The 24,115-nt window shown below is 62.1% G+C and carries 28 protein-coding genes and 2 pseudogenes; 15 read left to right on the top strand and 15 right to left on the bottom strand.

Going from position 1 to position 24,115, the window contains the following annotated elements:
* The first annotated feature begins 118 nt into the window (after nucleotides 1–118).
* Nucleotides 119–781: a hemolysin III family protein gene (locus XnspCFBP7698_RS16555; protein WP_104580338.1), complete on the top strand. Its 663-nt coding sequence runs from the start codon at nucleotides 119–121 to the stop codon at nucleotides 779–781.
* A 66-nt stretch (nucleotides 782–847) separates the two neighbouring features.
* Here the strand turns inward: XnspCFBP7698_RS16555 and XnspCFBP7698_RS16550 are convergent, their stop codons facing one another.
* From XnspCFBP7698_RS16550 to XnspCFBP7698_RS16540, 4 genes are all read right to left on the bottom strand, one after another.
* The gene (locus XnspCFBP7698_RS16550; RefSeq protein ID WP_104580337.1) at nucleotides 848–1,165 is read right to left on the bottom strand and encodes a plasmid stabilization protein; all 318 of its coding nucleotides are present in this window, start codon (nucleotides 1,163–1,165) and stop codon (nucleotides 848–850) included.
* Nucleotides 1,162–1,635 (bottom strand): hypothetical protein, encoded by a 474-nt coding sequence (locus XnspCFBP7698_RS16545; RefSeq protein ID WP_233549017.1) that lies wholly within the window; start codon nucleotides 1,633–1,635, stop codon nucleotides 1,162–1,164. Before XnspCFBP7698_RS16545 ends, XnspCFBP7698_RS16550 begins: the two co-directional genes overlap by 4 nt.
* Nucleotides 1,636–1,720: 85 nt before the next feature.
* Complete coding sequence (locus tag XnspCFBP7698_RS21845; protein ID WP_255404427.1) at nucleotides 1,721–1,846, bottom strand: hypothetical protein; 126 nt, start codon at nucleotides 1,844–1,846, stop codon at nucleotides 1,721–1,723.
* A gap of 96 nt (nucleotides 1,847–1,942) precedes the next feature.
* The gene (locus XnspCFBP7698_RS16540) at nucleotides 1,943–3,025 is read right to left on the bottom strand and encodes an ATP-grasp fold amidoligase family protein (RefSeq protein WP_104580336.1); all 1,083 of its coding nucleotides are present in this window, start codon (nucleotides 3,023–3,025) and stop codon (nucleotides 1,943–1,945) included.
* Nucleotides 3,026–3,553: 528 nt separating this feature from the next.
* Here XnspCFBP7698_RS16540 and XnspCFBP7698_RS16535 point away from each other — a divergent pair.
* On the top strand, nucleotides 3,554–4,198 hold the full coding sequence (locus XnspCFBP7698_RS16535; RefSeq protein ID WP_104580335.1) for a glutathione S-transferase family protein: 645 nt from the start codon (nucleotides 3,554–3,556) through the stop codon (nucleotides 4,196–4,198).
* Nucleotides 4,199–4,481: 283 nt separating this feature from the next.
* Here XnspCFBP7698_RS16535 and XnspCFBP7698_RS16530 read toward each other — a convergent pair whose 3' ends face one another.
* Nucleotides 4,482–5,375, bottom strand: coding sequence for a LysR family transcriptional regulator (locus XnspCFBP7698_RS16530; RefSeq protein WP_104580334.1), 894 nt, complete (start codon nucleotides 5,373–5,375; stop codon nucleotides 4,482–4,484).
* Nucleotides 5,376–5,510: 135 nt separating this feature from the next.
* On the opposite strand from XnspCFBP7698_RS16530, the gene XnspCFBP7698_RS16525 reads away from it, so the two are divergent.
* Together XnspCFBP7698_RS16525 and XnspCFBP7698_RS16520 are read left to right on the top strand one after the other, a co-directional pair.
* Nucleotides 5,511–6,263: an SDR family oxidoreductase gene (locus XnspCFBP7698_RS16525; RefSeq protein ID WP_104580333.1), complete on the top strand. Its 753-nt coding sequence runs from the start codon at nucleotides 5,511–5,513 to the stop codon at nucleotides 6,261–6,263.
* 293 nt (nucleotides 6,264–6,556) lie between these two features.
* Complete coding sequence (locus XnspCFBP7698_RS16520) at nucleotides 6,557–7,270, top strand: glutathione S-transferase family protein (protein ID WP_104580332.1); 714 nt, start codon at nucleotides 6,557–6,559, stop codon at nucleotides 7,268–7,270.
* 190 nt (nucleotides 7,271–7,460) lie between these two features.
* On the opposite strand, the gene XnspCFBP7698_RS16515 is transcribed toward XnspCFBP7698_RS16520, so the two are convergent.
* Nucleotides 7,461–8,876 (bottom strand): amidohydrolase family protein, encoded by a 1,416-nt coding sequence (locus XnspCFBP7698_RS16515; protein ID WP_199680207.1) that lies wholly within the window; start codon nucleotides 8,874–8,876, stop codon nucleotides 7,461–7,463.
* A gap of 292 nt (nucleotides 8,877–9,168) precedes the next feature.
* On the opposite strand from XnspCFBP7698_RS16515, the pseudogene XnspCFBP7698_RS16510 reads away from it, so the two are divergent.
* Together XnspCFBP7698_RS16510 and XnspCFBP7698_RS16505 are read left to right on the top strand one after the other, a co-directional pair.
* A pseudogene (locus XnspCFBP7698_RS16510) lies at nucleotides 9,169–9,453 on the top strand (DDE-type integrase/transposase/recombinase); the annotation flags it as partial.
* Nucleotides 9,454–9,512: 59 nt separating this feature from the next.
* Nucleotides 9,513–10,226 (top strand): hypothetical protein, encoded by a 714-nt coding sequence (locus XnspCFBP7698_RS16505; protein WP_233549016.1) that lies wholly within the window; start codon nucleotides 9,513–9,515, stop codon nucleotides 10,224–10,226.
* A gap of 75 nt (nucleotides 10,227–10,301) precedes the next feature.
* Here XnspCFBP7698_RS16505 and XnspCFBP7698_RS16500 read toward each other — a convergent pair whose 3' ends face one another.
* Nucleotides 10,302–10,901, bottom strand: coding sequence for an NAD(P)H-dependent oxidoreductase (locus XnspCFBP7698_RS16500; RefSeq protein ID WP_123137621.1), 600 nt, complete (start codon nucleotides 10,899–10,901; stop codon nucleotides 10,302–10,304).
* 261 nt (nucleotides 10,902–11,162) lie between these two features.
* Nucleotides 11,163–11,489, bottom strand: a complete 327-nt coding sequence (locus XnspCFBP7698_RS16495; RefSeq protein ID WP_123137620.1) for a nuclear transport factor 2 family protein — start codon at nucleotides 11,487–11,489, stop codon at nucleotides 11,163–11,165.
* An 88-nt stretch (nucleotides 11,490–11,577) separates the two neighbouring features.
* Here XnspCFBP7698_RS16495 and XnspCFBP7698_RS16490 point away from each other — a divergent pair, with 88 nt between their 5' ends.
* From XnspCFBP7698_RS16490 to XnspCFBP7698_RS21410, 5 genes are all read left to right on the top strand, one after another.
* A complete protein-coding gene (locus tag XnspCFBP7698_RS16490; protein ID WP_123137619.1) occupies nucleotides 11,578–11,925 on the top strand; it encodes a helix-turn-helix domain-containing protein in 348 nt (115 codons plus the stop codon).
* A gap of 201 nt (nucleotides 11,926–12,126) precedes the next feature.
* Nucleotides 12,127–12,270, top strand: coding sequence for a hypothetical protein (locus XnspCFBP7698_RS21580; protein WP_158591105.1), 144 nt, complete (start codon nucleotides 12,127–12,129; stop codon nucleotides 12,268–12,270).
* Between the two features lie 495 nt (nucleotides 12,271–12,765).
* Nucleotides 12,766–14,043, top strand: coding sequence for an AAA family ATPase (locus XnspCFBP7698_RS16485; RefSeq protein ID WP_123137618.1), 1,278 nt, complete (start codon nucleotides 12,766–12,768; stop codon nucleotides 14,041–14,043).
* On the top strand, nucleotides 14,036–14,872 hold the full coding sequence (locus XnspCFBP7698_RS16480; protein ID WP_123137617.1) for a DUF4435 domain-containing protein: 837 nt from the start codon (nucleotides 14,036–14,038) through the stop codon (nucleotides 14,870–14,872). The genes XnspCFBP7698_RS16485 and XnspCFBP7698_RS16480 overlap by 8 nt, the downstream gene beginning before the upstream one ends.
* A gap of 185 nt (nucleotides 14,873–15,057) precedes the next feature.
* Nucleotides 15,058–15,657: a hypothetical protein gene (locus XnspCFBP7698_RS21410; protein WP_147423607.1), complete on the top strand. Its 600-nt coding sequence runs from the start codon at nucleotides 15,058–15,060 to the stop codon at nucleotides 15,655–15,657.
* Between the two features lie 157 nt (nucleotides 15,658–15,814).
* Here the strand turns inward: XnspCFBP7698_RS21410 and XnspCFBP7698_RS21900 are convergent.
* Nucleotides 15,815–16,263: pseudogene (locus tag XnspCFBP7698_RS21900) on the bottom strand (hypothetical protein).
* A 125-nt stretch (nucleotides 16,264–16,388) separates the two neighbouring features.
* Nucleotides 16,389–16,610, bottom strand: coding sequence for a hypothetical protein (locus tag XnspCFBP7698_RS16470; protein WP_199680206.1), 222 nt, complete (start codon nucleotides 16,608–16,610; stop codon nucleotides 16,389–16,391).
* Between the two features lie 604 nt (nucleotides 16,611–17,214).
* On the opposite strand from XnspCFBP7698_RS16470, the gene XnspCFBP7698_RS16465 reads away from it, so the two are divergent.
* Entirely contained in the window at nucleotides 17,215–17,568 is a 354-nt protein-coding gene (locus XnspCFBP7698_RS16465; RefSeq protein WP_123137633.1) for a SymE family type I addiction module toxin, read from the top strand.
* Between the two features lie 57 nt (nucleotides 17,569–17,625).
* Nucleotides 17,626–18,366: an RNA polymerase sigma factor gene (locus XnspCFBP7698_RS16460; protein ID WP_233549014.1), complete on the top strand. Its 741-nt coding sequence runs from the start codon at nucleotides 17,626–17,628 to the stop codon at nucleotides 18,364–18,366.
* A gap of 216 nt (nucleotides 18,367–18,582) precedes the next feature.
* On the opposite strand, the gene XnspCFBP7698_RS16455 is transcribed toward XnspCFBP7698_RS16460, so the two are convergent.
* Genes XnspCFBP7698_RS16455 through XnspCFBP7698_RS16445 form a run of 3 tightly spaced genes read right to left on the bottom strand, consistent with a single transcriptional unit; the run spans nucleotide 18,583 to nucleotide 20,117 of the window.
* Nucleotides 18,583–18,921, bottom strand: coding sequence for a VOC family protein (locus XnspCFBP7698_RS16455; RefSeq protein ID WP_123137614.1), 339 nt, complete (start codon nucleotides 18,919–18,921; stop codon nucleotides 18,583–18,585).
* Nucleotides 18,922–18,947: 26 nt separating this feature from the next.
* Nucleotides 18,948–19,670: an SDR family oxidoreductase gene (locus tag XnspCFBP7698_RS16450; RefSeq protein WP_233549012.1), complete on the bottom strand. Its 723-nt coding sequence runs from the start codon at nucleotides 19,668–19,670 to the stop codon at nucleotides 18,948–18,950.
* A 39-nt stretch (nucleotides 19,671–19,709) separates the two neighbouring features.
* Nucleotides 19,710–20,117, bottom strand: a complete 408-nt coding sequence (locus XnspCFBP7698_RS16445; RefSeq protein ID WP_123137612.1) for a hypothetical protein — start codon at nucleotides 20,115–20,117, stop codon at nucleotides 19,710–19,712.
* Between the two features lie 93 nt (nucleotides 20,118–20,210).
* Between XnspCFBP7698_RS16445 and XnspCFBP7698_RS16440 the strand changes: the two genes are divergently transcribed.
* Nucleotides 20,211–20,588 (top strand): helix-turn-helix domain-containing protein, encoded by a 378-nt coding sequence (locus tag XnspCFBP7698_RS16440; protein WP_123137611.1) that lies wholly within the window; start codon nucleotides 20,211–20,213, stop codon nucleotides 20,586–20,588.
* A 357-nt stretch (nucleotides 20,589–20,945) separates the two neighbouring features.
* On the opposite strand, the gene XnspCFBP7698_RS16435 is transcribed toward XnspCFBP7698_RS16440, so the two are convergent.
* Both XnspCFBP7698_RS16435 and XnspCFBP7698_RS16430 read right to left on the bottom strand, forming a co-directional pair.
* Nucleotides 20,946–21,125, bottom strand: a complete 180-nt coding sequence (locus XnspCFBP7698_RS16435) for a CsbD family protein (RefSeq protein ID WP_047693228.1) — start codon at nucleotides 21,123–21,125, stop codon at nucleotides 20,946–20,948.
* 133 nt (nucleotides 21,126–21,258) lie between these two features.
* Nucleotides 21,259–22,779, bottom strand: a complete 1,521-nt coding sequence (locus XnspCFBP7698_RS16430; protein WP_123137610.1) for a helix-turn-helix transcriptional regulator — start codon at nucleotides 22,777–22,779, stop codon at nucleotides 21,259–21,261.
* A gap of 163 nt (nucleotides 22,780–22,942) precedes the next feature.
* Between XnspCFBP7698_RS16430 and XnspCFBP7698_RS16425 the strand changes: the two genes are divergently transcribed.
* On the top strand, nucleotides 22,943–23,911 hold the full coding sequence (locus XnspCFBP7698_RS16425) for a hypothetical protein (RefSeq protein ID WP_123137609.1): 969 nt from the start codon (nucleotides 22,943–22,945) through the stop codon (nucleotides 23,909–23,911).
* Nucleotides 23,912–24,115: the final 204 nt, after the last annotated feature.

Here is a 24,115-nt window from a genome sequence, read left to right as displayed (position 1 = left end):
GCGCCCGCGCGCCCAGCCTGCCTCACTGAGCGGATTCAGCAAGCCGGGTATCCTGTTGCCCCCACTGCGTCATGGCCGCCTTGCACGTGAGTGGGCTCCCCCACCTCGAAGAACCGCCGTGCCCGTGTCTGCCAACGTCACTGCTCCGCACTACAAGACCCCCGCCGCCCGCCGCGCCGATGTGATCGTGCATGCGGCCGGCCTGTTCCTGGCCATTGTTGGCGGCACCTGGATGGTGTGGCGCGCGCACGCCAGCCAGACCATGGTGGTGGCCACCTGCGTGTATGCGCTGGGCCTGCTGGTGATGTTTGCCTGCTCGGCGGCCTACAACTTCGCCCCGCCGCAACGCCAGCCGATGCTGCGCAAGTTCGACCACGCCGGCATCTTCGTGATGATTGCCGGCTCGTACACGCCGTTCTTCCTGGTCGCGCTCGATGGCAGCTGGCGCTGGGCCATGATCCTGAGCGTCTGGTGCGTGGCCTTGTTCGGCGTGTTCGCCAAGCTGTGCCTGCCCGGTATCGCCAAGGGGTTCTGGGTGGCGATCTACCTGCTGCTGGGCTGGGCCGGCATTGTGGTGATCAACCAGATGATTGCCGGCCTGGACAGCGCCGTGCTCTGGCTCATCGTGGCGGGCGGCGCGTTCTACACCGTGGGCGTGGCGTTTTACGTGCGCAAGGCGATGGTCTACAACCGCGCCATCTGGCACGCCCACGTGCTGGGCGGCGCGCTGTCGCACTGGTATGCCATCTGGTTGTGCCTGCAGCCGCTGGGCGGGGTGTAGCGCGCTGTCGATGTCGTTACGCCGTCGCGTATGCCCCTAGCTCAGTAGCATCGACACGTCATGGATCTATTGATCGCCTGACGACGTCGGCTTCCAATCAGAGCGCGCAGGTACGAGGGCAAGGATCAGCACATCGTCGCCGTCGCATGTGTATATCAAGAGATATCTGCCGTCCTGGCAGGTGTACAAACGCGTTCCCGGCAGTGGCCCAGAGTGATAGGTGGCGGCACTATCCAGCGCGTCGCCCTCGGTTTCGATCCGGTCGTCCTGTTCACATGCGGCGAAATAAATCTGCGGGTCGGAGATTTCGATCGCGCGCGCCACTGCTGAGGCGAGCAATGCGGTGCGCGCATCCAGCGCGCTCTGCTTCCAGGCCACGCTCACGCACGCGTGCCCTTTGCAGCCAGGGCTGCCTCAAGCGCCGCACGTTGTTGCGTTTTAAGCGTCTCCATCTGCTGCCTGGCCTGCGTGCTGGAGAGCGCGGGGCGGGGGTCGGCCAGGGCATGCTCGGTCTGGGTGCGTAGCGACACCGCATAGCGTGCATCCAACTCCTTGACCTTCATCGCCTCGGAGCGGTCAGGCCGGCGCTTCGCATTGCCGCCCTCTGCGTCCCACTGCGCAGCGTCCACGTGAAGCACGTCCAAGGGCATGCCCATCTCGCGCAATACCTTCAACGCACTTTCGAAGCTGCCAAACCGGCGCGGCGCATTCGCCTTTGTGGCCAGCACACGGGTCTGGTTATGGGTCTGCAACCGCACGATCCAGGCACCGGCTTCCCCGATGACTGATGCCTGCCTGACCGCACTGGCGCCGACCAGGGCGCGTGCGGTTGCCAGCTTGACCAGATTCGTCACGGCACTATCCAATTAATGATTAGGTGGCAGCCACTTTACCATTGATCAGGGACGCCACTTAAGGGTTGTCAGTCAGGCTCACGCCCTACAACGTGGTCTTCAACACCGCCTCCGGCGCAATGCGGTCGGAGAGCACGATTACCGAATGCAGCGTGCCCCGGCCCTGTACGTTGTACTCGAAGCCCACCGGCGTGCCGCCGTGGCTGAACACCTCCCAGGCGCGGTGTGGCCGGTCGCCGTGCGGCGGTGTCCGGCTAGACGTTTTTCGTAGCCCGCAGCCGCGCGGCGTGCCGCGGCCGTACTCACCTCACCGCGTCGGCAGCCGCACGCGGATGTCGTCCGTGGCAAAGCACGCTGCCGCCGGTGCACGCTGCTGCACCCACATCTTGCCCATCATCCGGTCCAGCCCGCGGTCCAGGCCGGTCACCAGCCCCGCACCGGGGGTAAAGGTCAGCTCGCCGAAATAGACCTGCCCGTGCTGGATATACCAGTCCACCCGCACGTAATCGAAGTCGCTTGCCAGCTGCTTGCTCAGCTCCAGCGCCTGTTCCAGCAGCGCCGGCGTGCACGGGGGCGCGCGCCCGTCGTCGCGGATGCGGTGGAAGGCCTCGTGCAGGTTGCCGACAAAGAAGGTCATGCCCAGCTTCGGCGTGTCGAAGCGCCCATAGATCACCTGCAGCACGTACTGAAAACTGCCGTCCGCCTGCCGGAACATGTGGAACTTGTAGTCCACCGGCACCTGCTGCGCATCGCCGATGTATTGCTCCACCAGGATGCGCGGCGGAATATCGCGGTAATGGATCTCGCGCACCTTGTCGGAGAAGTCGGTGCGCAGCCATTGGTCGCAGCGCTCGATGATGCGGCGCTTGTGCTGCGCATCCGGCTCATCGCGCACCACCTCCACCATCGCCGCGCCGTGGTTGGCCTTGATCACGGTCTGCCGCCACTGCGGCAGGCGCAGCAACTCCTGCGGGTCGGTGGTGTCCAGCAGCAGCGGGATCAGGTGCGCCTCGCCGATCCTGGCCGCCACATACGGGCGCACCGCAAACTTGTCTGCCAGCCGCCGGTACAGCGGGTAATCGCCGTGCACGCACTTGCGGTAGAGCACCTTCTCGTTGAAGCAGGTGGGGTTGTACAGGTTGGGCAGCCGCCCGAAGGTATTCAGGAAATACAGCCGGTCCTGATGCCGCCACGGCAGTGTCCTGACCAAGCGGCGCGCGCCTTTGCGCAGCAGCCGTTTGAGGTTGGGGCTGTCTGGCTGCGGTACCGGTGCCGGCGGCAAACGTACCGGCCGGTTGTCGGTAAACGGGGTTTCCAACGCAGGCAACAGCGTGGCCCAGCCCCGGCCGGCACTGCCCGGCGCGCCCATCGGCTGCACCTGCAGCCCCATTCTGTGATCGGTCATGACAGCTCCCTCTTCCGGTCGATAAGTGCGGTGTGCGTCACATTAAAATGTGACGGAACGCACGGTATATCTAATAGGTGAGACGAGGGTGGCAAAACGTCCCAACCGGCCCGATTACGCAAAGAACCCGGCGCTTTACGCCTAATCGGGCCGGTTCGGGCCGGTCGTCGGCAGCAATGGCGGCGCAGCGCAGCACCCGGCACGCAAGGCGCGCGCCGCCCGGTGGCAGTGAAATGCAGGGGCCGTCCGGCAAGGCGGGCGCATCGGGCTGGGCCGCACGCGCAGGCAGCGGCCGCTTGCAGGCGCGGCAGCAACAGCGGGTCGTTCAACAGAGGCAGCAGGCAGCCCCTGTCCGGCAACATGGGCCAGGCCCGTCCCGAACAAGGCGGCCCGTTCGCCAGAGGGGGCAGGCCGCGCCGGCCGGCAACGCAGGGGCCGGCCTCGCCCATGGCGCCGGCCCATCGCAGGCGTACCCTACGGCCTCAGCCGCCGACCACAGGGAGCCTGCCCACCATGACGATCACCATCACCGCCTTCGAGCGCTCGCCCGATGGTGGCCAAGGCCTCGTGCGCGACACCCGCCTGCGCTGGGCGCTGGAAGAAGTGGGCCAACCGTACGAAGTACGCCTGCTGCCGTTCCGCGCGCTCAAGCAACCCGCGCACCTGGCCATCCACCCGTTCGGCCAGATCCCCACCTTCGAGCACGGCGAGCTGGCGCTGTTCGAAACCGGCGCCATCGTGCTGCACATCGCCCAGCGCTACCCCGGCCTGCTGCCGCACGACGACAACGCCCGTGCGCGCGCCATCGCCTGGATGTTTGCCGCACTCAACACCGTCGAGCCGCCCATGCTGGAGCTGGGCAACGCCCTGCTGCTGGAAGCCGACAAACCCTGGATGGCAGAGCGCCTGCCGCTGCTGCACAAGCGCATCCAGCGCCGCCTGCAGCACCTGGGCGACTACCTGGGCAGCAACCCCTGGCTGGAAGGCGAGTTCAGTGCCGGCGACCTGCTGATGATCTCGGTGCTCATCCGCATCAAGCTCACCGGCCTGCTCGATGGGTATCCCAACCTGCAGGACTACGTCACCCGCGGCGAACAGCGCCCCGCCTATCAACGCGCGTTTGCGGCGCAGTGGACCATCAATGGCGCGGATGCATGACACTTGCCGCCCAGGCCAGGAGCAGGCCGGGGAACGCGAAGGACGCGCGCTGCGGCATCACGCTGTTTTTCAGCAATCCGCACATGCGGCAACGATCGCTGACAGCGGCGTTTGCCCAAGACGCCCGATTCGGTGGAATGGTTTCGCGTTGGGGCAGCGAAGGATCCCTACCTGCACCCGTTGAACAGGCACCAGAAAAATCGCTGCGTCGCAGCCGCTTCAGTGTGTACGTAGCGCGCGCTGACGATGAAACATATCGCGACACACCTGCATTGCCGATCGATCACTCAACCGTGTTGAGCTGCGGAATCTTCGCGAATTCTTCTGCAATGAAATCCATGAACACAATCGCCCGCTTGGGCACCAGCCGGTTGGCGGCGTAGACGATCTGCATCGGTGCCGGCGGTGGGGCGAAGTCGTCCAGCACGGTCTGCAGCTCGCCCGAGGCCAGGCCGTCTTCGTAGAGCCAGGTCGGGCCCTGGCCGATGCCGAGCCCGGCGGTGACCGCCGCGCGCGTAGCTTCGGGCGAGTTGACCCGGAACCTGCCCGACACCGGCACATCGGTGTCCTTGAAACGCCAGCTCGTCCCGGTGGCGAGCAAGGTGTACAGCACGCAGTCGTGGTGACGCAGGTCGTCGGGCACGGTCGGCACTCCGCGCTTGTCCAGGTACGCACGGCTGGCCACCATCACCCGTTTAAACGCGCCGATCCGCCGTGCGCGCAATGCGCTGCTGTCCAGATGACCAATACGGATCGCCAGCTCCGCGCCTTCGTCGAGCAGATTGACGTAGCGGTCGCTGATCTGCAGATCCAGCTCCAGTGACGGAAACCGCTGCAAAAATGCCGGCACCAGCGGCAACACGAAGGTGTGCGACAGCGCCGTAGGGCAGGCCACCCGCAACAACCCGGAGGGCTGCACGTCATCGCGCAGCGACATTTCAGACTCGCCCACCGCATCCAGGATGCGGCGCACCTCCGCGTAATAACGCTCGCCCTCCGGGGTGAGTACCAGCTTGCGGGTGGAGCGGTTGAGCAGCCGCGTTTGAAGATGCTCTTCCAGCGCCGCCACATGGCGGCTGACGTTGGGCTGCCCCAGCCCCAGGTCGCGCCCGGCTGCGGAAAAGCTGCCGGTTTCCACAGCGCGGGCAAAGCAGTTCATCAACAGAAAACGGTCCATGCCTGCCTTCGACTCATGCGTGGGAAGCATGAAAGTTATGCGGTCGCAGGATCTTATCGCAGATCAAGCATGGGGCAATGATGCGCTTACCGAAGGCCCGCCAATGTGGTCGGCCTCCCTCACCAGGAGCAACGCATGTCCCGTCTAGCAGGCAAACGCACCCTTATCACCGGCGGCACCAGTGGCATTGGTCTGGAAACCGCCAAGCAGTTCCTCGCCGAAGGCGCCCGCGTCATCGTCACCGGTGTCAACCCGGACTCCATCACCAAGGCCAAGAACATTCTTGGTTCCGAAGTGCCGGTGCTGCGCGCCGATTCGGCCAGCGTCGCCGCCCAGCAGGAACTGGCGCGGGCCGTCGCGGAACACTACGGCCAGCTCGATGTGGCCTTCCTCAATGCCGGCGTCTCGGTCTGGCTTCCGATCGAGGACTGGACCGAGCAGGCCTTCGACGCGTCCTTCGCCATCAACGTCAAAGGCCCGTACTTCCTGCTGCAGGCGCTGTTGCCGGTGTTGGCCAACCCGTCGTCGGTGGTGCTCAACACCTCGGTCAACGCCCACGCCGGGGTAGCCCGTTCGTCGGTGTACGGTGCCACCAAGTCGGCTTTGTTGAACATGGCCAAGACCTTGTCGAGCGAGTTGCTCGATCGCGGCATCCGCCTCAACGCGGTCAGCCCGGGCCCGGTGGAAACGCCGCTGTACGACAAGCTTGGCATCCCCGACGCCTACCGCGCGCAGGTCAACCAGGACATCGCGGCCACCATTCCGATGGGCCGCTTCGGCACCCCGGAAGAAGTCGCCAAGGCCGTGCTGTACCTGGCCTCGGACGAATCCCGCTGGACAGTGGGGTCGGAGCTGGTGGTCGACGGCGGCCGCCTGCTCAACGGCTGACCATGGCCGCCGTCCTTGCGGCACCGGCAGTGAGGGCGCGCAGCGCCGCTCCTGCCGGCTATGCCAGCGTTGACCGCCTGCCTGCGCAACCGACCGGTGCGCGGGCGCAGGCCCGGCAAAGCGCCCTGCGCGCTGGCACGCACGCAAGGCCCGGCGTCCACTCCGCTGCATGCACGGTGGTCTGCGCGCGCTGCGTAGCCCTGCGCGTCCTTCTGCCATGGATGACGTGCGAATCCATGGCCCTGCGCACGGCCGCCCCTGTAACACCCCTCTCATTGCGACCCAGATAACCCATGTCTACCTCCCTGACCCTGATCAGCCACCCGCTGTGTCCCTTCGTGCAACGCGCGGCGATCGTGCTGCTGGAAAACGCTGCGCCCTTCGAGCGCATCAACGTCGACCTGTCGGCCAAGCCGAACTGGTTCCTGGCGCTGTCGCCCACCGGCAAGGTGCCGCTGCTGCGCATCGGCCAGCCGGACGGTAGCGTGGCAACCGTGTTCGAAAGCGTGGTGATCTGCGACTACCTCAACGACATCAGCGGCAAACCCAGCCTGTATCCCAACGACCCGCTGCAACGCGCGCAGCAGCGTTCTTGGATCGAGTTCGCAACGCCCACCTTTGCCGATGGCTGGCAGTTCCTCAACGCCAGCGACCAGGCTACCGCCGACGCTGCACGCGCCGCGTTCCGCAGCAAGCTGCAAAAGATCGAGGACGTGCTGGGCGAAGGTCCTTACTTCGCCGGCTCCACATTCGGCATGGTCGATGTGGTGTTCGCGCCGCTGCTGCGCTATTTCGACCTGCTGCAGGCGGACATCTCCGCGCCGATCTTCCACGACGTATCGCGTGTGCGCGCATGGCGTACGGCCTTGGCTGCACGGCAGAGCGTGATTTCTGCGGTGGGGCCGGATTACGCCAGCCGCTTCCAGCAGCATTTACAGCGATACGGTGCCCTTCTGGCGCAGTCGATGAGCGTGCCGGCATTGTCAACGGCCGACGCCAGCGCGTAGGGCTGAGTGCGTTAAGGGCCTCGGTCAGTTCCACACATTGCCTCTCCCCCGTACGTGCAGCAGCGACGGGGGACTCCATCCGGGTAGCTTTCTTCTCAGTGGTGTCGTTCATGTGCGCGACCGTGAGGTTATGCGCAAGATATCTCTGGCTACTCTCGATAAACCAAGGCGATCCCGTCAACGACGTCGATCATTCGCTGCACGCCGTCGAGGATGCCGGGCAACGTGCCCCGCTCCCCTTCACCACGTGCCCGCCGTGCATCACAAAATCCACCCGCTCCAGGCGCCGCACGTCCTCGAGCGGCGATGCTGACACGGCAATGATGTCGGCGGCCTTGCCCGCCTCCACCGTACCGATGCGGTTGGACTGGCCCAGCAGATCGGCAGCGGCCACAGTGGCGGTACGGATGGCTTGTGCCGGACTCATGCCCACTTGCTCAACCAGCAGCGCAAACTCCTTGGCGTTGTCACCGTGTTTCGAAACCCCGCTGTCGGTGCCGAACGCAAACTTCACGCCAGCGCGAAACGCGCGGCGGTGGCTGTCGACCATCGCCGCGGCAACCGCTTCTGCCTTCGGGATGGCCGACGCCGGTAGCACACCGGCACGCGCCTGCGCCACCACCGTGACGGACGCCATTTCGGTCGGCACCAGATAGGCGCCGGTGCGCTTGAACAGCGCAATCGCCTCATCGTCCAGGAAGCTGCCGTGTTCGATGGAATCGGCCCCGGCGGCCAGCGCGCCCTTGGTGCCTTCCACAGCATGACTGTGCGCTGCCACCTTGCGACCAAGCCCATGCGCCGTGTCGACGATCGCCTTCATTTCGTCTGCGGTGAACGCGCGGCCCAGCCCACCGGAGACGTCTGATAGCACCCCACCGGTGGCGGCGAACTTGATGACCAGCGCGCCCAGCCCGACCTGCCGCCGTACCGCACGCGTGCAATCGGAGGGGCCGTCGCAAATATTCTCGGCAGTCTCGGCGATGGCGTGAGCATAGGGCTCGGCCAGCCCATTCCTGGGGTCGCCGTGGCCGCCGGTCGTCGAGATGGCGGCGCCGGCATTCACGATCGTCGGCCCGTCGACATCGCCGCGCTCGATCGCGTCGCGCAAGGCGCGGATGCCGTGTGGATCGTCATGCAGATCGCGCACGGTGGTGAACCCCGCCATCAACGTCGCGCGGGCATTGCCCGCCCCGTAGAGAACCTCGTCGGCTGGCTCGGCACTGAGCGCCTTCAGCCGCGAGTTCAACGGGTCGCCGCCGATGCCGAGCAGGTGCACGTGCGCGTCGATCAAGCCGGGAAGGACAAACCGGTCCTTCAGGTCGATCAGCGTCGCGCCGCCCTCCGGCGAGACAAAGCCATCGCGAACCTCGGCAATCTTGTCGTTGCGCACGATGATCGTCGACGCCCCGCGCGGCGCCTGTCCTGGAACCGCCAGCAAGCGCCCTGCGTGGATGTACGTGGTCTTGGGCACAGCAGGCGGCTGGTTCTGAGCAGCGGCCGGCAAGGACATGGCAAACGTCAGCGCCACAGCGATCAACGTCTTCATACGGTTCTCTGCCCTTTCTCGGGGGGGCGCTACACCGGCGCGTTGCTGGCGCTGGCGCACTGGATGATGGAACCCTTCAATCACAACACCGGCTGCGCTCGGCCACCACCATCATTGACGGCGTGTGCAGCGCAGCGCTGCCTGCCGACGAACTGCAACGTCGTGAAACGAAGAGCGCGCATCGTGCGCCGTTGGCTTCAGCAGCACCGCAACGCCTGAAGCGCTATCACTGGCTGATATCGATGCAGCGCTCGATACCCCCATGGTTCCCCACACATCTCCAGGGCCATGGAGATGCCAATGCGGAGGTACCCATGAGCAGTAAGCGGTATGGTCGCAACCGCACCTTCTTGGTGGAACGCCGTGCAAGGCCGCGGCCAACCTGCTCGACCGGCAGGGCGCGTGACTGAGCCAGACCCGGCCTGGCCGAGTGATTGCACTGTCATCTGCACGCATGAGGGCTGGACATACCTGGCTGTGGTGATCGATCTTTTCCCAGGTAGGTTGTCGGCTGGGCGATGCGCGATCGGGCCAAGACCGCGTTAGTCGTGCAGGCCGTGTATCGGCAGCGTTGCGACGCAAGCTCAAGGTGGGTTGCCTGCTTCACTCGGACCAAGGGCCGGTCTATACCAGCAATGCACGACCAAACGCGGTGGCGCCGTGCCTTGCGCCACCGCACGCAAACGGAGCGTAAAGATGACACCAACCCGCAGCATGCGCATGGCACTGATCGCCGCCGTCCTGGCTGGCTGCACAAACGCGCAGCACCACGCCCAGGCCGACGCGGCGCCCACCCCCCAACCGCCACGCAGCGATGCCTCCACGGCCGGTGTCACCACCGCACCGGGCAGGGCCACGCCAGCACCCGGCAACCGTGCAGCCAGCACCGCTGCCGGCACAACGCCCTACCTGTGCGAGCGCGGCGTCAACGCCTGCGCCAGCAGTGGGCCATTGGTGGCCAACACGCAGGCAGAAGCGCGCTGGCTGCTGGCCCACGGCTACCCCTCGCAGATCGAAGCTGCCCGCCTGGGCGGCATGGGCCTGGCCCAGCTAAACGCCGAATCGCAGGCAGGCAACCAGGCGGCAACGGTGCGCTACGGCGTCAAGACAGCGCTGAGCGGCCGCTTCGCGCAAGGCCTGGCCATCCTGAGCAACGCCGCAGCCAGCGGAAACCTCTACGCGTATTACGGCCTGTCCGAGGTCTACGCCGGCAATACCCCGCACACCAATCGCGTGGATAGCGCGGCCTACCTGCGGCTGGCGTACCTGCTGGGCGACCGCAAGGCGTCTACCGCGCTTGCAGCACAGGGCTTGAGCGGCGTCGAACATATCGCCGTAGACGAGCGCGCCGCCTCGCTGTACCAGACATACGCCAAGAACCGGCCACCGTCTCCACGGCCGTTCGACTAAGCCATCACGCCGGCAGGCGTGGCTGCGGTTTGGTCACGCCGCACATGCAGGGCGCAGTACCCCGGGCTGCACGCGTCAACGCACGCGCTCAGCAAACACCCGCGCCCCAATCGCGCGCGCTGTGTCCAGGTGCGATTGCGGAAAGCCCGCATCCGGCACCGTCAACAGCTCGGTGGTGCGCACCGGCGCCCCGCAAAAGCCAAAGATGCCATGGGCAATCTGCGTCTTCATCGCCCCGAAATAGCCGTGGCGCGCATAGGTGCGCTCATCTGCCCCGCCAATCGCCAGCAGGTGCACGTCCAGGTGCTGCAGCTTCTTCACGATATTGCCGTTGGCGTCTTCATCGAACGCCCAGCCCAGCGTAAACACCCGGTCGACCCAGCCCTTGAGCAGCGCCGGAAACGACCACCAGTAAATCGGGAACACCAGCACCAGCGCATCGGCGCGGTCCAGGCGTGCATGTTCGGCCGCCACATCCGCCGGCGCCGCCGCTTGCCCGGCGTACAGCGCGATATCGGCCTGCGTAAAGCGCGGGTCAAAGCCCTCCTGCGCCAGGTCGGCGACCTCAACCGTATGCGCGGCATCCGGCCCCACGATGGCATCGCGCACCTGCGCGGCTACAGCGTGCGTGTGCGAGCGCGGCTCGGGGTGTGCAACAACAAGCAAGGCATGCATGGGCAGTGGCTCCAAAAAGAAATAAAAGCCAAGGCGTTGAGGCAAGCGCAACGTGGCGTTAGGTGATGTCTGTCAGTGCAATACGCACACAGGCGGCCAGACGCAAACGCACGCGTGTGTGCAGGCCAACGCAACAGCGCGGCACCAACGCTGCGCAGCGCCAGCGGCGTATCAGCTCAAAACCGGCGGCAGCCGCCTGGGCGTGATTGGGCAACGGTGGGCGCGGCCCGCAGCGCACCCATGCAAGGCGAACGCGACCGCTCAGTGGATCTCCAGCGCCGCAATCTTGCCGTCCACCAGGCGGAACACATGCTCCAGCTGCAGCGGGCTCTGCGGGAATGCGCCCGACACCTCTGCGGTGACATGCAATGCATCGCCCTGCGCGCGCGCCTCATGCGGCACCGCACGGTATGGCGTAGTGGCCTGCGTGTGCGCCAACCAGGCCGTAATTGCAGCTGCACCCTGATACTGACGGCCTTCATCGCGCACCACCGCATCGGTGGTCAGGTACGGCAGCAGCACTGCCGCATCGCCTTGATTGCTGGCAGTAAAAAAGCAGGCAACCGCATCCGGCAGGGCAGGGGTCATGGCGTGGTCTCCAGTGCAAACGGGTATGCCATCATCGGGAGCGGCATCACCGCCCGCAAGAACGCACGCAAAGGTAAGTCACGCACCCATGGGAAAGCCGCACACCCCAGACACCGCCGCCTGCGATGTCGAAGCCCTGCTCAAACTCATCGAAGGCCGCTGGAAACTGGTGCTGCTGTTTCACCTGTTCGACGGCCAGGTACAGCGCTATTCCGATCTGGAACGCCTGGTGCCCGGCATCTCGCAAAAGATGCTGGCCCAGCAACTACGCCAGCTCGAACGCGACGGCCTGGTACTGCGCACCGTCTACCCGCAGGTGCCGCCGCAGGTGGATTACCGGCTGACGCCATGGGGGCAGGCGCTGTGCCCTACGTTGGATGCTGTGCTTATCTGGGGTGAGGCGCGGGAGAAGTTGCCAATACTGCCGGCGCAGTAATCGCGCGAGCATATTGCTGTCGTATGTCGCCCTTAAAAAACGGGCACAGCACTGCGCATGTTGCCAACTAATTGGCCCAGACAACCCACCAGTGGTCTTGCAGTATCTGCCCTCTCGCGCGCTGCAACCAGGCTTGTGCGGCCGACATAATCGGCCTAGCGTCGCGTAGCCACCATTCGGGTGGCGAGGGAGGTCACACGCATGGCAACCAACGAGAAAACCGGCCCCAAAGCGGCAAAGGCGGCTAGCAAGGTCTTGAAAAGTGGTAGCACCGGCAAGGATTCAAAAACAGCGGCCGCGTCCGCTTTGAGTCAAGCGCCCGATAAGAAGGGCAAAAAGAAATAAGCGAGCGCTGCAGTAAATCGGTAGAGGCGCTCACGCAAAGACGGGCGCCTCTAGCTATGCAATTAGTGCGCGCAATCACAGCGGATGACACCGCTGATACAAAATGCCGGGTACCCCGATGACAAAATCACTACATAACGGTAGTGTGCGGACTGAAACGGGGGTTTTATGCATGGGATGCAAACGGGGAAGTGCCGGGTTTACAGCTTTGCGGTCACTGCCATGCCCGCTTGAGCTCGCTAGGGGGGGGGGGCGCTTTTTTGCCATGCGTAACGGTATGCCCCGGCTGCTGTCGCACCAGACACAAAAGATACTGAGCGGTTTGCGCAAGACAAGCCGACTGTGCTGGTAAATGGTTTGCAGCGGCTAGAGATAATTCAGGTAGTGCAAATGCACTAGGCTGTCCACGTCGTGGAAGCGCGCCTTTGAGCGTGAGATAATTAAAAAAATTAAAATATTTATGATTGAAGATGCAAACTTAAAGCGGAGTCAAGGATGTTCAAGATTCAAAATGTAGAGATCACAGGGTTCTGGGGTTTCAAGAAGATCGATGCAAGCTTTAACGAGGAAGTTAACATAATAATAGGGCAAAACGGCACAGGTAAGACCACCTTCATGAACATTCTTCAGTCGGTTTTGGCTGTTGATCCGGAAGGGATGTACGAATATTCCTTCGACACCATAAAAATAACGTTGGCCGAAGGAAGTAGAAGGCGCACAATAAAAGCAGAGCGGAAAGAAAAGAAAAATTTCCCTTTTCCTTTCATCGAATATCATATATCAAATAGAGCTTACTCTTTGCCGCTTTATATCGCTGACGATCATAGGGCTATGCCCATCATGTTTCGCAAAAGATCAGTAGAGCAAGTGCAGCGAATCAGAAGCGATCTGGATGAGATAATTTCAATATCTTCTTTGTCAGTGCATAGAGCGGAGCTTGATTCCGATCCTGATGCGCGAGAAAGGCCTCGTGGGAAAAGTATTTCTGCAGTTGATGCACGGCTAAATCTTTTAATAAACAAGCTGACTCAATATCAACTTGAGCTGTCGGACAGTGCTAGAAATGTTTCTGCGACATTACAGAAAGATGTTTTGACATCTTTGCTTTATGCTACGAAAGATAAGCATCAAACCCGGCGTTACTCAACAGATTTTGATGAAGAAAAAGAGAGGGTTGCTCTAACGGCTGCGTACAAGCAACTTGGACTAAATGGAAGCGATGTACAAAAGAAAATTAACGAGCACGTGGCCGCAATCGGTTCTGCAGTTAAGAAATTAAAAGAAGTATCGAAAAGCCCTACTCCTGCTACATCTAAAGATTTTGCAATTGATATTGGCGCCCTCGAAGCCCTCCGTTCCACACAAGATGTTGTAAGAATGTCTTTGGATGCAGAGGTAAAGACAACCGAAATTTTTAGGCAGACGCAATTATTCACCGAGACATTGGCCGACTTTATAAAAGACAAGTCTTTTGATTTTGTTTCAGGATTGCTGAGAGTGAGGTCTCCGCAAATATCAATTTCTAAACTGTCTTCCGGTGAAAAGCAGTTGCTAATTCTGCTCATTGAAACACTTCTGCAAAGGCGTGTTCCTTACATATTTCTTGCTGATGAGCCTGAGCTTTCTCTCCATATATCATGGCAGCGAAACATAATAAGTGCGATTAGAAAGCTTAACCCAAATGCGCAGGTTATAGTCGCAACTCATTCGCCTGAAGTCGCTGGAAAGTTCAAGAGTTCTCTACTCGATATGGAGGACCTTGCAGATGCCTGAGCTGAGCTATTCCGACGATGCTATAAATATAAAAAATAGTTTCTATAAGGTGAATGCGATCGCTTATGTTGAAGGTGATGATGATTTGATGTTCTGGGACGAAATATTTTCACGCGTGCCTAAGTTTAAGGTGGAAATTGAGCAGCTTGGCAGCTGTAGCGCTTTGGACGAGATGATCGAGAAAATCGAAAGTGGATCAATTAATGCGATCGCGGCCAGAGATAGCGATTATCTCAAGGCGCAAGGAAAGCTATCACTGTCGCCGCGAGTTTTATACACGCATGGCTATTCAATTGAAAACTCATTGATAAGCGAAGCTAGCGTTATCTATGCGTTGAGGTCGTTATGCAGGGATCCTAAGATATCAGTTGATGTCGTCAAGGAATGGATGGCGGAATTGCAAAGTAATCTTCGTGAGCTGACTATTCTTGATTTGGCAGCTTCTATATCTAAGACTTACGTTTCTGTACTCGGTGATAACTCATCTAGATTCACCACCAGCAGTAGTAGTCATGTCATTTGTGTTAAAAAATGCGCTCAGGTCGCTACAGTTGCGGCTTCTAAAATACCCGAGCATGAGCTTTCTAAGGCCGTTTCCATTATTAATAATTTTACTGTCATTGAAATCATTAGAGGGCACTTCTTGTTGAGTAACCTTCAAAAATTCATAGTTAAAATTGGTGCAAAACTAAATAAAAAAATTTCACTGTCGTATGATTCACTTTATTCGGTTCTTTTGCTTTTTTTTGCGCGTAAACTTGACGACAAGAGTTCGCGAGAAGCTGATTATGTTAATTCAGCTAAGCTTGCCGTGGAAGATATGTTGTAGAAGTAGAAATGGTTTTTTAGTTTCATTGGGACCATAATTTTCTAAATTGTAATTTACATTAAAATGTATTGCTTGGGGTTTTGGATCTTGGGCAGTAACAAATAAGGCGGCGAACAATTCGGCGTTAACAAAACTGTGCATTATTTCGTCGGTCTAAAATGCTTGGGTGCCATATGGAAAATGTGATGCAACGCAACCAATTGTTGGAGACGATCATCTATGCAGATCGTGGCTATATTGCTGACATGTATGAGTCGTTGACTGGGATGCATCCACAAACAACCATTACAAAAAACCAGGGGAAGAAGGCTGGCGCTTCAATTCAGCTCTTCTCGGCAGAGCTCTCTGCAACTGAAACACGCTCATATGCGATATCGTCTAATCAAATGCTTGCTGAGATATTGCCTTTTCTTGAGGAGGATTCTGAAATTTATGGTGATGCACTTGCAGAGAAAATGGCGTCAAAGATTGGCTGGACTCACGGAACACTTACAATTCTTTCCACTTCAACCAGCTTTACAAAGCGTGACACAGGGGAGTCGATAACAACCGCGAAAGATCAGTTCTTCTGCATCAATGGAAAAAATGGGTTAGATATAGCACTTGTTTCCAATCCCAGCTACTTCGCCCACGGCTTAGACACCTTATTGCGCATGCAAAAAACGGCGCTGAGCCATCTTTCCATTCCAGTACGCGCATATGTGCGGATATTTTCAGCCAAGACCTACACTCCTCAGTGGGTTGCAGTTCCTCTTTTAATTAAGGAACGGGGAAGTGAAAGATAGGGATTTATTGGGCGGACGCCGTTTAAGGTAGTAAAGGGTCAGTAATAAGGGGTTAGGGTCATTTCTAATCGGTGCAGATAATGGAATCTGCTTACCCAGGTAAGGGGGTTAGGTTCAATTATTTGGTCTACAGATTCTGATTCGGGGTCAGGTTTGCTTACCCACCCAAACACCGCTGCCACCCACCCGCAGCAGCCGACACCTGCTCCCACCCATTGCGCAGCCGCCTCATCGCTTGCCCGCCCACGTAGGCATAGCCAAGCTGCTTGGCTTCTGCAGTGCCTAGGCCCGGTAAGGCAATGTCGGAATCCGACGGAGCAGGGCGCCCCTGACGCTGTGCTTCGTTGCGCAGCATCATGTTCTCGACGCTTTGGCAGTAATGCACCATGCCCGGATGCAGATGCGCGCGGTATTGCTCGCAATTGAAGGGCGTGGTGTCGCGCGCCATCGAGTTGTACGGCTGCCGCGCTGGCGCGATGTACTTGTTCGTAGCGTGCCAGTGGCAGAGCGCATGTTTTGTGCACCCGCCGGCTGTACGAACGCGGCTGCGCACAACACTGACGTTGCCAGCACGATGCATCGCGTGGTGATGTTGATCCTGTCCATGGTGTTCCCCCTGTACGCACTGATCCTCGCCCCACGCGTTGCCTACGCGTGTGGATCAGTCCGCTTGGTAGTTGCCGCGCACTGGATGGATCAACCGGCGCCCTGCATGCATCGAAGAAAACGTACTACCCACCAGAGCCTAAATCACCCAGCACATCATCCACCTGCTCAGCTATCTGCTGCAGACAATGCGCCCACTGCTGCAGCGGAATGGCGGGCATGCCCATGGCGCCTTCCTCGCGCGTGCGCGGTGTGGCCAGCGTGGCGAGTAGCTGCAGTTGGTCGCGTACGCGGAGCAGGTGGTATTGCGTGCCTTCGGACATCCAGTAGCCGGGTTCGTTGTGCATGCCGCTCTCCTTGCCGTGAGGCAGCTCCCGCTGCACAACGCAGCGGGATGCCGGGAGGCTAGAAACCGCACACAGCCGGCGGGCTTATTCCCCTTGCGGGTTTTGTATTCGCCGCCCTCCCGGCGTAGGAACGCCGAGCAGTGCCAAGCCAGATGGCCGAGCACAAAAAACCCACCAGAAATCGGAGGTGGGTACCGCTGTGTGGGGAGTTTCTAGGCTCCGGCTGGAAGTGTGCGGGTGGCGCGAGGCAGGGTCAAGCTGAGCTGACTGTCCGGGTGCGGAGAAGCCGCCTACATAAAAAATTTTCTTGCTAAGCGCAGCACTGCAATGAGTCGCCGCAACCAGTTGACACACCACCCAACGCGTAGCAATCTCGCTGCAAGGAGCCTAGAAACTCCTCACACAGCGGCACCCACCTCCGTCAGACCGGTGGGTTTTTTGTGCCTGCAGTTTCTTGCAGGCGTAACCGGCGTGACTCTTGCGTCGGAAAGCGGCGAATGCGCATCCCTTTGGGAAGAACGCCTGCCGTATGTGTGCGGTTTCTAGCCTCCCGACATCCCGTCGCGTCGTGCGACGGAGCTTGTTCGTCAAGGAGGGCTTTACCATGCGTCGATCCACGTCCAGTCCCAAGCCATCGCGCAAGCGCGCCACGGTGCCGCCGCCTACCGAAGTTGTCTGGCGCTCGCTGGATCCTTCGATCCCCCCGCGGCGCTACCTCGAGCGTACGCCCATCCCCGAACCCCGCGCCGAACCCCGCACACCACGGCGGCCCGGCCGGCCGCGTGCGCCGCAGCAGTGCACCGTTGGCTATGGGTACTATCCCGACAGTCACCAGCGCATTCCCACCCTGCGCCTGCGCGGCCGCTGGCTGGAACAATTGGGCTTTGCCGTCGGCAGCAAGCTGCACATCCGCCAGCGCGATGGCGAGCTGGTCATCAGTGTCGTAGACCCACATTGATCACGCCGCAGCGCATGCGCGCACCGCATGTGCCCGGCCCGTTGCTGGAGACGTCGCATGATGAATGAGGGCATGACCGGCGCGTCGCGTGCAGACCGCCATGGTGTCATCGGCCAGGTGGTCGCGGCACGCGCGCACGCCGCAAGCGCGGTGCCGGGTGAGCGCTACGGCAGCCGCCCGTGGCGCCACCGCAGCGCCTACGCCATGCGCGAGCTGCCGGCCCGCGCGCCCGCGGCGGGTATCTACGCGCTTGGCCGCGTCACCACACGCTGGCACGTGCGCGAGGAGCGCGCGCCGGCCAGGGAACGCTTCGACCAGGCGGTGGTGCAGCTGCAGGCGGAGCTACTCACCTACATGCGGCGGCGCCTGCGCGACCCGCATACCGCCGCCGACCTTGCCCAGGAAACGCTGTTGCGCCTGCTGGCCTACCGCAACACGCCAGACATCCACAGCTACAAGCTGCTGCTGTACCGCATTGCCCACAACGTGGTGCTGGAGCACTGGCGCACGCGCCACCGCAGGCACGCTGCCCGCCACGTGCCGCTGGAGGACAGCGAACCGCTTGCCGCCGCCGGCACGGCGGTGGACCAGCTGGTGGACGCCCGCCGCACCCTGCAGCACCTGCACGCCCACACGCTGCCCGCGCTGCCGCCCAAGTGCCGGCAGGCCTTCATGCTCAACCGCTTCGACGGCCTCAGCTACCCCGAGGTGGCGGCGGTGATGGGCATCTCGGTCAAGATGGTGGAAAAACACATCAGCCGTGCGCTGGCCGCCTGCCGTGCGGCCGTGGGGGAGTGATGCCGGCACATTGCGCCGCCGACCATTGGGGCGCATCCCGCCGTGCGGTGGTACCACGCAGTGACGCTTGTCAGGTGTGAGGAAACAGACGCCAAGGCACCGCCGCTGACAGCGCCGCCGAGATGGAACCTGCGGCACTCTCCGCCAACGCATCGCGCAGTGGATCGGTGCTGCCGCCGGCGCTGCCGTTCGGCATGGCGTCTAGCCGCCGGCGCGCTATTGGGCGATGAGATCGAAGGTGTTGCCATCCGGGTCGGTGAGGGTCGCGTAGCGGATTTGCGGCAATGCAACGGTCTGCACGAGCGTTGCCCCAAGCGCAACCAGGCGCTCGGTTTCGCTGTCCAGATCAGGCGACCTCAGATCGACATGGACGCGGTTGCGTTGGGTCGGCACGTGGTCGATCTTCTGAAACTGGAACAACGGCAGGTCTGGCGACGCGGCCAGCTGCACCACCGTGCCGTAGTCGTTGGCAACGGCGGTCTTCAGGGCGCGTGACCACCAGGCGGCCAGTGCCTGCGGGTGGGCGGTGTCGATGGTGACTGCGTGGATCTTCATGCAGGTGTCCTTGTCATGGGGTTCGGTCAGCGGGCGCTGTCGATGAGGGAGCCGCCGTCGGGCGTGAGGCTCGACCCGGTAATGAACTGGCTGTCGGTGCTGGCCAGAAACAGCACGACCGGGGCAATGTCTTCTTCCGGCGAGCCGTAGCGGCCCAGCGGATTGGTGGGCGCCGGGACGTTGGCCTCTGGCCCCCACGTTTGCGCAACCGGCAGGATGGTGTTCACCGTGATCTTGTCCGCGCCCCATTCGCGGGCGGCAGTGCGGGTGAGGGCGCGGATGGCTTCCTTGGCCATGTTGTAGGGGCCGTAGCCCGCCATCCCGACCACGCCGGCCATCGAGCCGAAATTGATGATGCGGCCGGCGCCGCTTGCCTTGAGGTAGGGGTAGGCCGCCTGCATCGCGCGCAGGTATGCCACAGGGCCAAGATCAAGGTTGCGCTGCAACTGCTCCACCGACAGTTCAAGGATCGAGGAGAACGGCACGCTCGGGTCGAAGGCGTTGTTGACCAGGATGTCGATGCCGCCGTAGGTGGCGGCCACCGTGTCGATGGCTGCGGTGAGCTGAGCGGCCTCGCCGATGTCGCAGACAATGCCAAGTGCCGTGCCGCCTGCAGCAGTGATGTCGGCAACCACTGCATCCACGTTTGCGGGGGTGCGCGAGAGCACGGCGACCTTTGCGCCTTCTGCGGCGAACAGCTTGGCGGTTGCCCGGCCAATACCGCGTCCTGCACCGGTGACGATGGCCACCTTACCGTTGAGTCGGGACATGATGTTCTCCTTCGGGGATCAGGGTGTGCTCAGGGACGTCGCGACGACCGCGGCATACGGTGATGCGGGGTGGCGTGCGACGTTCTGGGTAGTGAACGAGGCCACCAGCACCACCAGCCCCAGTGCCGCCGGAATGGCGCCCTTGGGGGTGCGCGCGCCCAGATGGGCCATGCCGGACAAGAGCAGGTGATAGCACATGCCGGCGTAGGCCAGCTCGCTCAGCACGAGGTTGACGCGCGACAGGATCACCAGTGGGCCGAGCAGTTTGATGGCGATCATGAAAGGCACCAGCAGCGGCGCCGAATACCCCAGCGCTGCCTGCGCCTTGCGCACGCCATCGCCTTTTGCCAGATACACGGCGGCAGAGGTCAGATAGAGCGCCGACAGCAACGCGGTGCTGATCCAGTATGTGTAGAGGGTGTTCATGGGGTTCTGCGGTGCGACAGGTGGTTGCCAGGTGCGCGCAGAATGTCGTCTAAGATGACGCTTGAAAAGTAGGATGAATATCAGGCGCTTAGTATGAAAAAGCAGACCAATGCAGCGGGCGCACTCAATATGCACGAGGAAATGCGCCGTGCCTTTGCACTGTTGTCGGGTAAATGGAAACTGGAAATCATGTGGCTGCTCAATCAGCGGGTGTATCGCTTTGGCGAGTTACGCAAGGCGATTCCCACCATTACCCAGCACATGCTCACCGCGCAGTTGCGCGAGCTGGAAGCCGATGGCCTGGTGTCGCGCACCGTGTATGCCGAAGTGCCGCCACGCGTTGAGTACGCAATCACGCCAAAGGCGCGTGGGCTCGGGCCGACGATGGAGGCGCTGACGGCATGGTGGCAGGAACACGGCACCACCATTGCCAAGCGCCCGACCACACGCGGGCGCAAGCCGCGCGCTTAGGGTGTGCTGGACGGAGCGGCTGCTGTTTACCTGGCTGCTCGCTGTTTCCATGCAGCTGCACCCGCCCCTCATCCGGCCCTGCGGGCCACCTTCTCCCCCGTGGGGAGAAGGGAAGTGCCCGACATGGATAGTGTGAAACACCAACGCCCCGACTTGATCGGGGCGTTGGTATGTCCTTATAGCGGTATCGCAGCTGCCATCTACCGCAGACGATTCCCGCTAAAAGGGCTTCCAGTCAGTGGCAGCCTCACCATGCGTTTGCTCATCAGCAGTGCCGGACATGGGACCGTAGCGGTAACCGTTTGCACGCTTACAACAACGCGCTTAATTACACCACGCGTTCCTGCGGCGCAGCGCTTACTTGGAAGCGTCGCGCACCTTGTCGGCCACTTCGCCGGCCTTGGCCTGCACCTTGCCGACGTTCTTTTCGGCGGCGCCTTCCAGCTCGGTGCTCTTGTCGCCGGTGACGCGGCCGATGGCTTCCTTGACCGAGCCCTTGACCTGCTTGGCGGTACCTTCGATACGGTTCTTATCCATGGGATGTCTCTCGTAAGTTGGGGAACCGGTCCAGTCTGTGCGGGCCGGTGTGAGCATGGTGTGCGCTTGCGCCCGGATGGCCCAGTTGCGAATGCACTAGGCGCGTTAGTGCATTCGTGCCAACCGCACGCAGTTACTTCTTGCGCGTGGCGGGTTTGGCACTGCGGCCGGCAAAACCGCGTTCGCGGGCCCACACGATGGCTTCGCCGCGGCTGTGCACGTCGATCTTGGAATACAGCGCCGCCACGTGATTGCGCACCGTATTGGGCGAAACGCCGAGTTCCTGTGCGATTTCCTTGTCGGCCAGGCCTTCGGCGATGAGCCCGAGCACGTCGCGTTCGCGGCCGGTGAGTTCGGCGATGCCGCAGCCGGTGGTCTGGCTGGGGCGGTTGGCGCGGCGCACGTTGGCGAGCTTTTCCAGCAGGGTCTGGCTGAACCACGAGGCGTCCTGCATCACCGCTTCGATGGCGGTGACCAGTTCCATCTCGGTGCGTTTGCGGTCGGTGATGTCCATCAGCGACAGCAGGTAGCACTGCACGCCGTGGATGCTCACGGTCTCTGCGGAAATCAGGCAGTCGAGCTGTTCGCCGTCCTTGCGCGCAATGGCGTATTCCACATTGAGCATGCTGCCGCTTTCCTGCAACGCGCGATAGAACTGCTGATACGCCTGGCGGCTGGGAAACAGGCCGATCTCATCGATGGGCCGGCCGACGATGTCTTCGGTGGCGTACTGAGTGATCTGCGACACCGCGTCGTTGATTTCCACGATCTGCAAGGTGTCGGCATTGCACATCAGCGTGGGTACCGGGGTGATGCGAAACGCCTTGGCGAAGCGCTCTTCGCTCTGGCGCAGCGCCACTTCGGCGCGCCGGCGTGGTTCCAGGTCCATGAAGGTAAACAGCATGCAGGCTTCTTCGCCGATTTCGATCGGCTGGCCTGCCACCACCACCAGTTTGGTGGTGCCGTCGGGCAGGCTGAGCTCGGCCTGCATCTGCGGAATGGTGGCGCCTTCATTGAGCCGCTCCAGCGCCAGCTCGCGGCGGTCGGCCATTTCCATCACATCCACTTCGAACACGCTCTTGCCCACCACCGCTTCGCGCGTGTAGCCGGTCATTTCCAAAAAGCCCTGGTTGGCCTTGATATAGCGCTTGTCCTCGAGCCGGCAGATGCAGGCCGGCGCGGGATTGGCGTTGAATGTGCGTTCGAAGCGCTGCTCGGCGCTGGCCCAATCGCTGGCATCGGCCACGATCAGCACCAGGCAATCCGGTTGGCCTTGCGCGTCGGTGAGCACCAGGCTGCGTACGCGGTGCACCCATTGCGCGTCGGTGTCTGCGCGAAACACCTCCACCACCACGTCGTTGAAGACCTCGCCAGCGATGACGCGGTCGATGGGGTAGTTGCCGGCGCTCAGGCGATGGTTATTGCGATACCGCAGCTGGAAACGCGCGCGGTAGTCGCTCACCGTGGCGCCCAGATCCGCCACTTCGGTTGCACCATGCATCGCCAAGGCGGCTTCGTTCGCCCAGGCGATCGACTGGTCTGGCTCGATCAGGATCACCCCTTCGCTCAGGCCGGTGATGATCTGCTGCAACTGGCGGCGATTGGTGGAACTGGGCGGGCTGCTTGGCGGCGCCGCTTCACTGGCTGACGACATGGGTTTACCTCAGGCAAACGACGGCGATGAAAACCAACAGTGGCGGCACACGGTAGCGGCTGCCTGACGCGAATGCACTAGCCGTCCTGGTGCATTCGGCTCAGGCAGCGCGGGGGCGCGGCTTACACACTGGCCGCCCTTTCCAACCGCAGTGAGACATTCCATGGCACAGGTCGTCCGCCATTCCTCGCTGGCCCCCAGGATGTCCTGGGGCGCCGTGCTCGCCGGCTGCACGTTCGCGCTGGTGACCTATCTGACGCTGAGCGTGCTGGGCACCGCCATCGGCGCATCCACCATCGACCCGCTGCGTGAGGCCAACCCGGTCAGCGGGCTGGGCACCGGCGCCGGCATCTGGCTGGCGTTGAGCACCTTGATCTCGATCGCGGTGGGCGCATTTGTCGCCGGCCGCCTGGCCACCGTGCGTGGCGGCCTGCACGGCTTGCTCAGCTGGGCAGTGACCTCGCTGATCACTACCTGGCTGGTGGCCGCACTGGCCAGCAGCGCGGTGGGCGCGGTGTCGGGTGTGGTCGGCAAGGGCCTGTCGCTGACCGGCCAGGGCATCGCCGCTGCCGCCCCGGCGCTGGGCAATGGCGTGCAGGAAGAACTCAAGCAGCAGGGCATCGAACTGGATTGGGGCGACCTGCGCGGCCAGCTGGACAAGGTGCTGCGCCAGACCGGCAAGGCCGAGCTGAATCCCGAGCGTCTGAAGACCCAGGCCGAACACGTGAGCAACGACGGCAAGGCCACCGCCAGCGACGTGGCGCAGACCCCGCAGGCGGCGTCGGATGAACTGGCCGCCTGGTTCGACCGCGTGCGTGCCCAGGCCAGGCCGGCCATCGATGCGGCCGACCGCGATGCGTTGGTCAACCTGATCGTGGCGCGCACCGGTAAATCGCGCGCAGAGGCCGAGCAGATTGCCGACAACTATGCGCAGAGCTACCAGAAGGCGGTGGCGCAGTACGAAGCGCTCAAGCGCACTGCCGAGCAGAAGGCCCGCCAGGCCGGTGATGCGGCGGCCCGTGGTGTCTCGCGCGCTGCCTGGAGCACCCTGGTGTTGCTGCTGCTGGGCGCCGGCATCGCCTTCGCCGCCGGTCGCGCCGGCCGCCGTACCGACCCCGTGCTGGAGGTGTAAGCCACTGCGGTAACGGCGACGGTGGGGACCGTCGCCGCTGCACGGAGGTGATCGTCAACGCGTCATGCGCCACGTTCGCAAGGAGTGGGACTGAGCAAGGCACTGGGGCAACCCTTCCCGGCGACGGATGCCGGGACTCGCTCGGCACCGGGCCATTCTGGGGTGGCCCGGTATTTTTGTTTCGGCAGTTGCGCGCTTGAAAGC

It is taken from the genome of Xanthomonas sp. CFBP 7698, from assembly GCF_003600855.1.
Lineage (GTDB): Bacteria > Pseudomonadota > Gammaproteobacteria > Xanthomonadales > Xanthomonadaceae > Xanthomonas > Xanthomonas cannabis.
The sequence above is the reverse complement of the archived record's forward strand: the minus strand, read 5'-3'. Positions and strand labels throughout refer to the sequence as shown.

What these genes read in the sequence shown, in the direction of transcription:
- XnspCFBP7698_RS16425 (WP_123137609.1), top strand. Translation starts at nt 22,943, where the DNA reads ATGGCACAGGTCGTCCGCCATTCCTCGCTGGCCCCCAGGATGTCCTGG.
- XnspCFBP7698_RS16430 (WP_123137610.1), bottom strand. Translation starts at nt 22,779, where the DNA reads ATGTCGTCAGCCAGTGAAGCGGCGCCGCCAAGCAGCCCGCCCAGTTCC.
- XnspCFBP7698_RS16500 (WP_123137621.1), bottom strand. Translation starts at nt 10,901, where the DNA reads ATGCATGCCTTGCTTGTTGTTGCACACCCCGAGCCGCGCTCGCACACG.
- XnspCFBP7698_RS16535 (WP_104580335.1), top strand. Translation starts at nt 3,554, where the DNA reads ATGACGATCACCATCACCGCCTTCGAGCGCTCGCCCGATGGTGGCCAA.
- XnspCFBP7698_RS16470 (WP_199680206.1), bottom strand. Translation starts at nt 16,610, where the DNA reads ATGCACAACGAACCCGGCTACTGGATGTCCGAAGGCACGCAATACCAC.
- XnspCFBP7698_RS16460 (WP_233549014.1), top strand. Translation starts at nt 17,626, where the DNA reads ATGATGAATGAGGGCATGACCGGCGCGTCGCGTGCAGACCGCCATGGT.
- XnspCFBP7698_RS16445 (WP_123137612.1), bottom strand. Translation starts at nt 20,117, where the DNA reads ATGAACACCCTCTACACATACTGGATCAGCACCGCGTTGCTGTCGGCG.
- XnspCFBP7698_RS16465 (WP_123137633.1), top strand. Translation starts at nt 17,215, where the DNA reads ATGCGTCGATCCACGTCCAGTCCCAAGCCATCGCGCAAGCGCGCCACG.
- XnspCFBP7698_RS21410 (WP_147423607.1), top strand. Translation starts at nt 15,058, where the DNA reads ATGCAACGCAACCAATTGTTGGAGACGATCATCTATGCAGATCGTGGC.
- XnspCFBP7698_RS21580 (WP_158591105.1), top strand. Translation starts at nt 12,127, where the DNA reads ATGGCAACCAACGAGAAAACCGGCCCCAAAGCGGCAAAGGCGGCTAGC.
- XnspCFBP7698_RS16505 (WP_233549016.1), top strand. Translation starts at nt 9,513, where the DNA reads ATGACACCAACCCGCAGCATGCGCATGGCACTGATCGCCGCCGTCCTG.
- XnspCFBP7698_RS16530 (WP_104580334.1), bottom strand. Translation starts at nt 5,375, where the DNA reads ATGGACCGTTTTCTGTTGATGAACTGCTTTGCCCGCGCTGTGGAAACC.
- XnspCFBP7698_RS16480 (WP_123137617.1), top strand. Translation starts at nt 14,036, where the DNA reads ATGCCTGAGCTGAGCTATTCCGACGATGCTATAAATATAAAAAATAGT.
- XnspCFBP7698_RS16435 (WP_047693228.1), bottom strand. Translation starts at nt 21,125, where the DNA reads ATGGATAAGAACCGTATCGAAGGTACCGCCAAGCAGGTCAAGGGCTCG.
- XnspCFBP7698_RS16455 (WP_123137614.1), bottom strand. Translation starts at nt 18,921, where the DNA reads ATGAAGATCCACGCAGTCACCATCGACACCGCCCACCCGCAGGCACTG.
- XnspCFBP7698_RS16490 (WP_123137619.1), top strand. Translation starts at nt 11,578, where the DNA reads ATGGGAAAGCCGCACACCCCAGACACCGCCGCCTGCGATGTCGAAGCC.
- XnspCFBP7698_RS16440 (WP_123137611.1), top strand. Translation starts at nt 20,211, where the DNA reads ATGAAAAAGCAGACCAATGCAGCGGGCGCACTCAATATGCACGAGGAA.
- XnspCFBP7698_RS16520 (WP_104580332.1), top strand. Translation starts at nt 6,557, where the DNA reads ATGTCTACCTCCCTGACCCTGATCAGCCACCCGCTGTGTCCCTTCGTG.
- XnspCFBP7698_RS16485 (WP_123137618.1), top strand. Translation starts at nt 12,766, where the DNA reads ATGTTCAAGATTCAAAATGTAGAGATCACAGGGTTCTGGGGTTTCAAG.
- XnspCFBP7698_RS16525 (WP_104580333.1), top strand. Translation starts at nt 5,511, where the DNA reads ATGTCCCGTCTAGCAGGCAAACGCACCCTTATCACCGGCGGCACCAGT.
- XnspCFBP7698_RS16540 (WP_104580336.1), bottom strand. Translation starts at nt 3,025, where the DNA reads ATGGGGCTGCAGGTGCAGCCGATGGGCGCGCCGGGCAGTGCCGGCCGG.
- XnspCFBP7698_RS16495 (WP_123137620.1), bottom strand. Translation starts at nt 11,489, where the DNA reads ATGACCCCTGCCCTGCCGGATGCGGTTGCCTGCTTTTTTACTGCCAGC.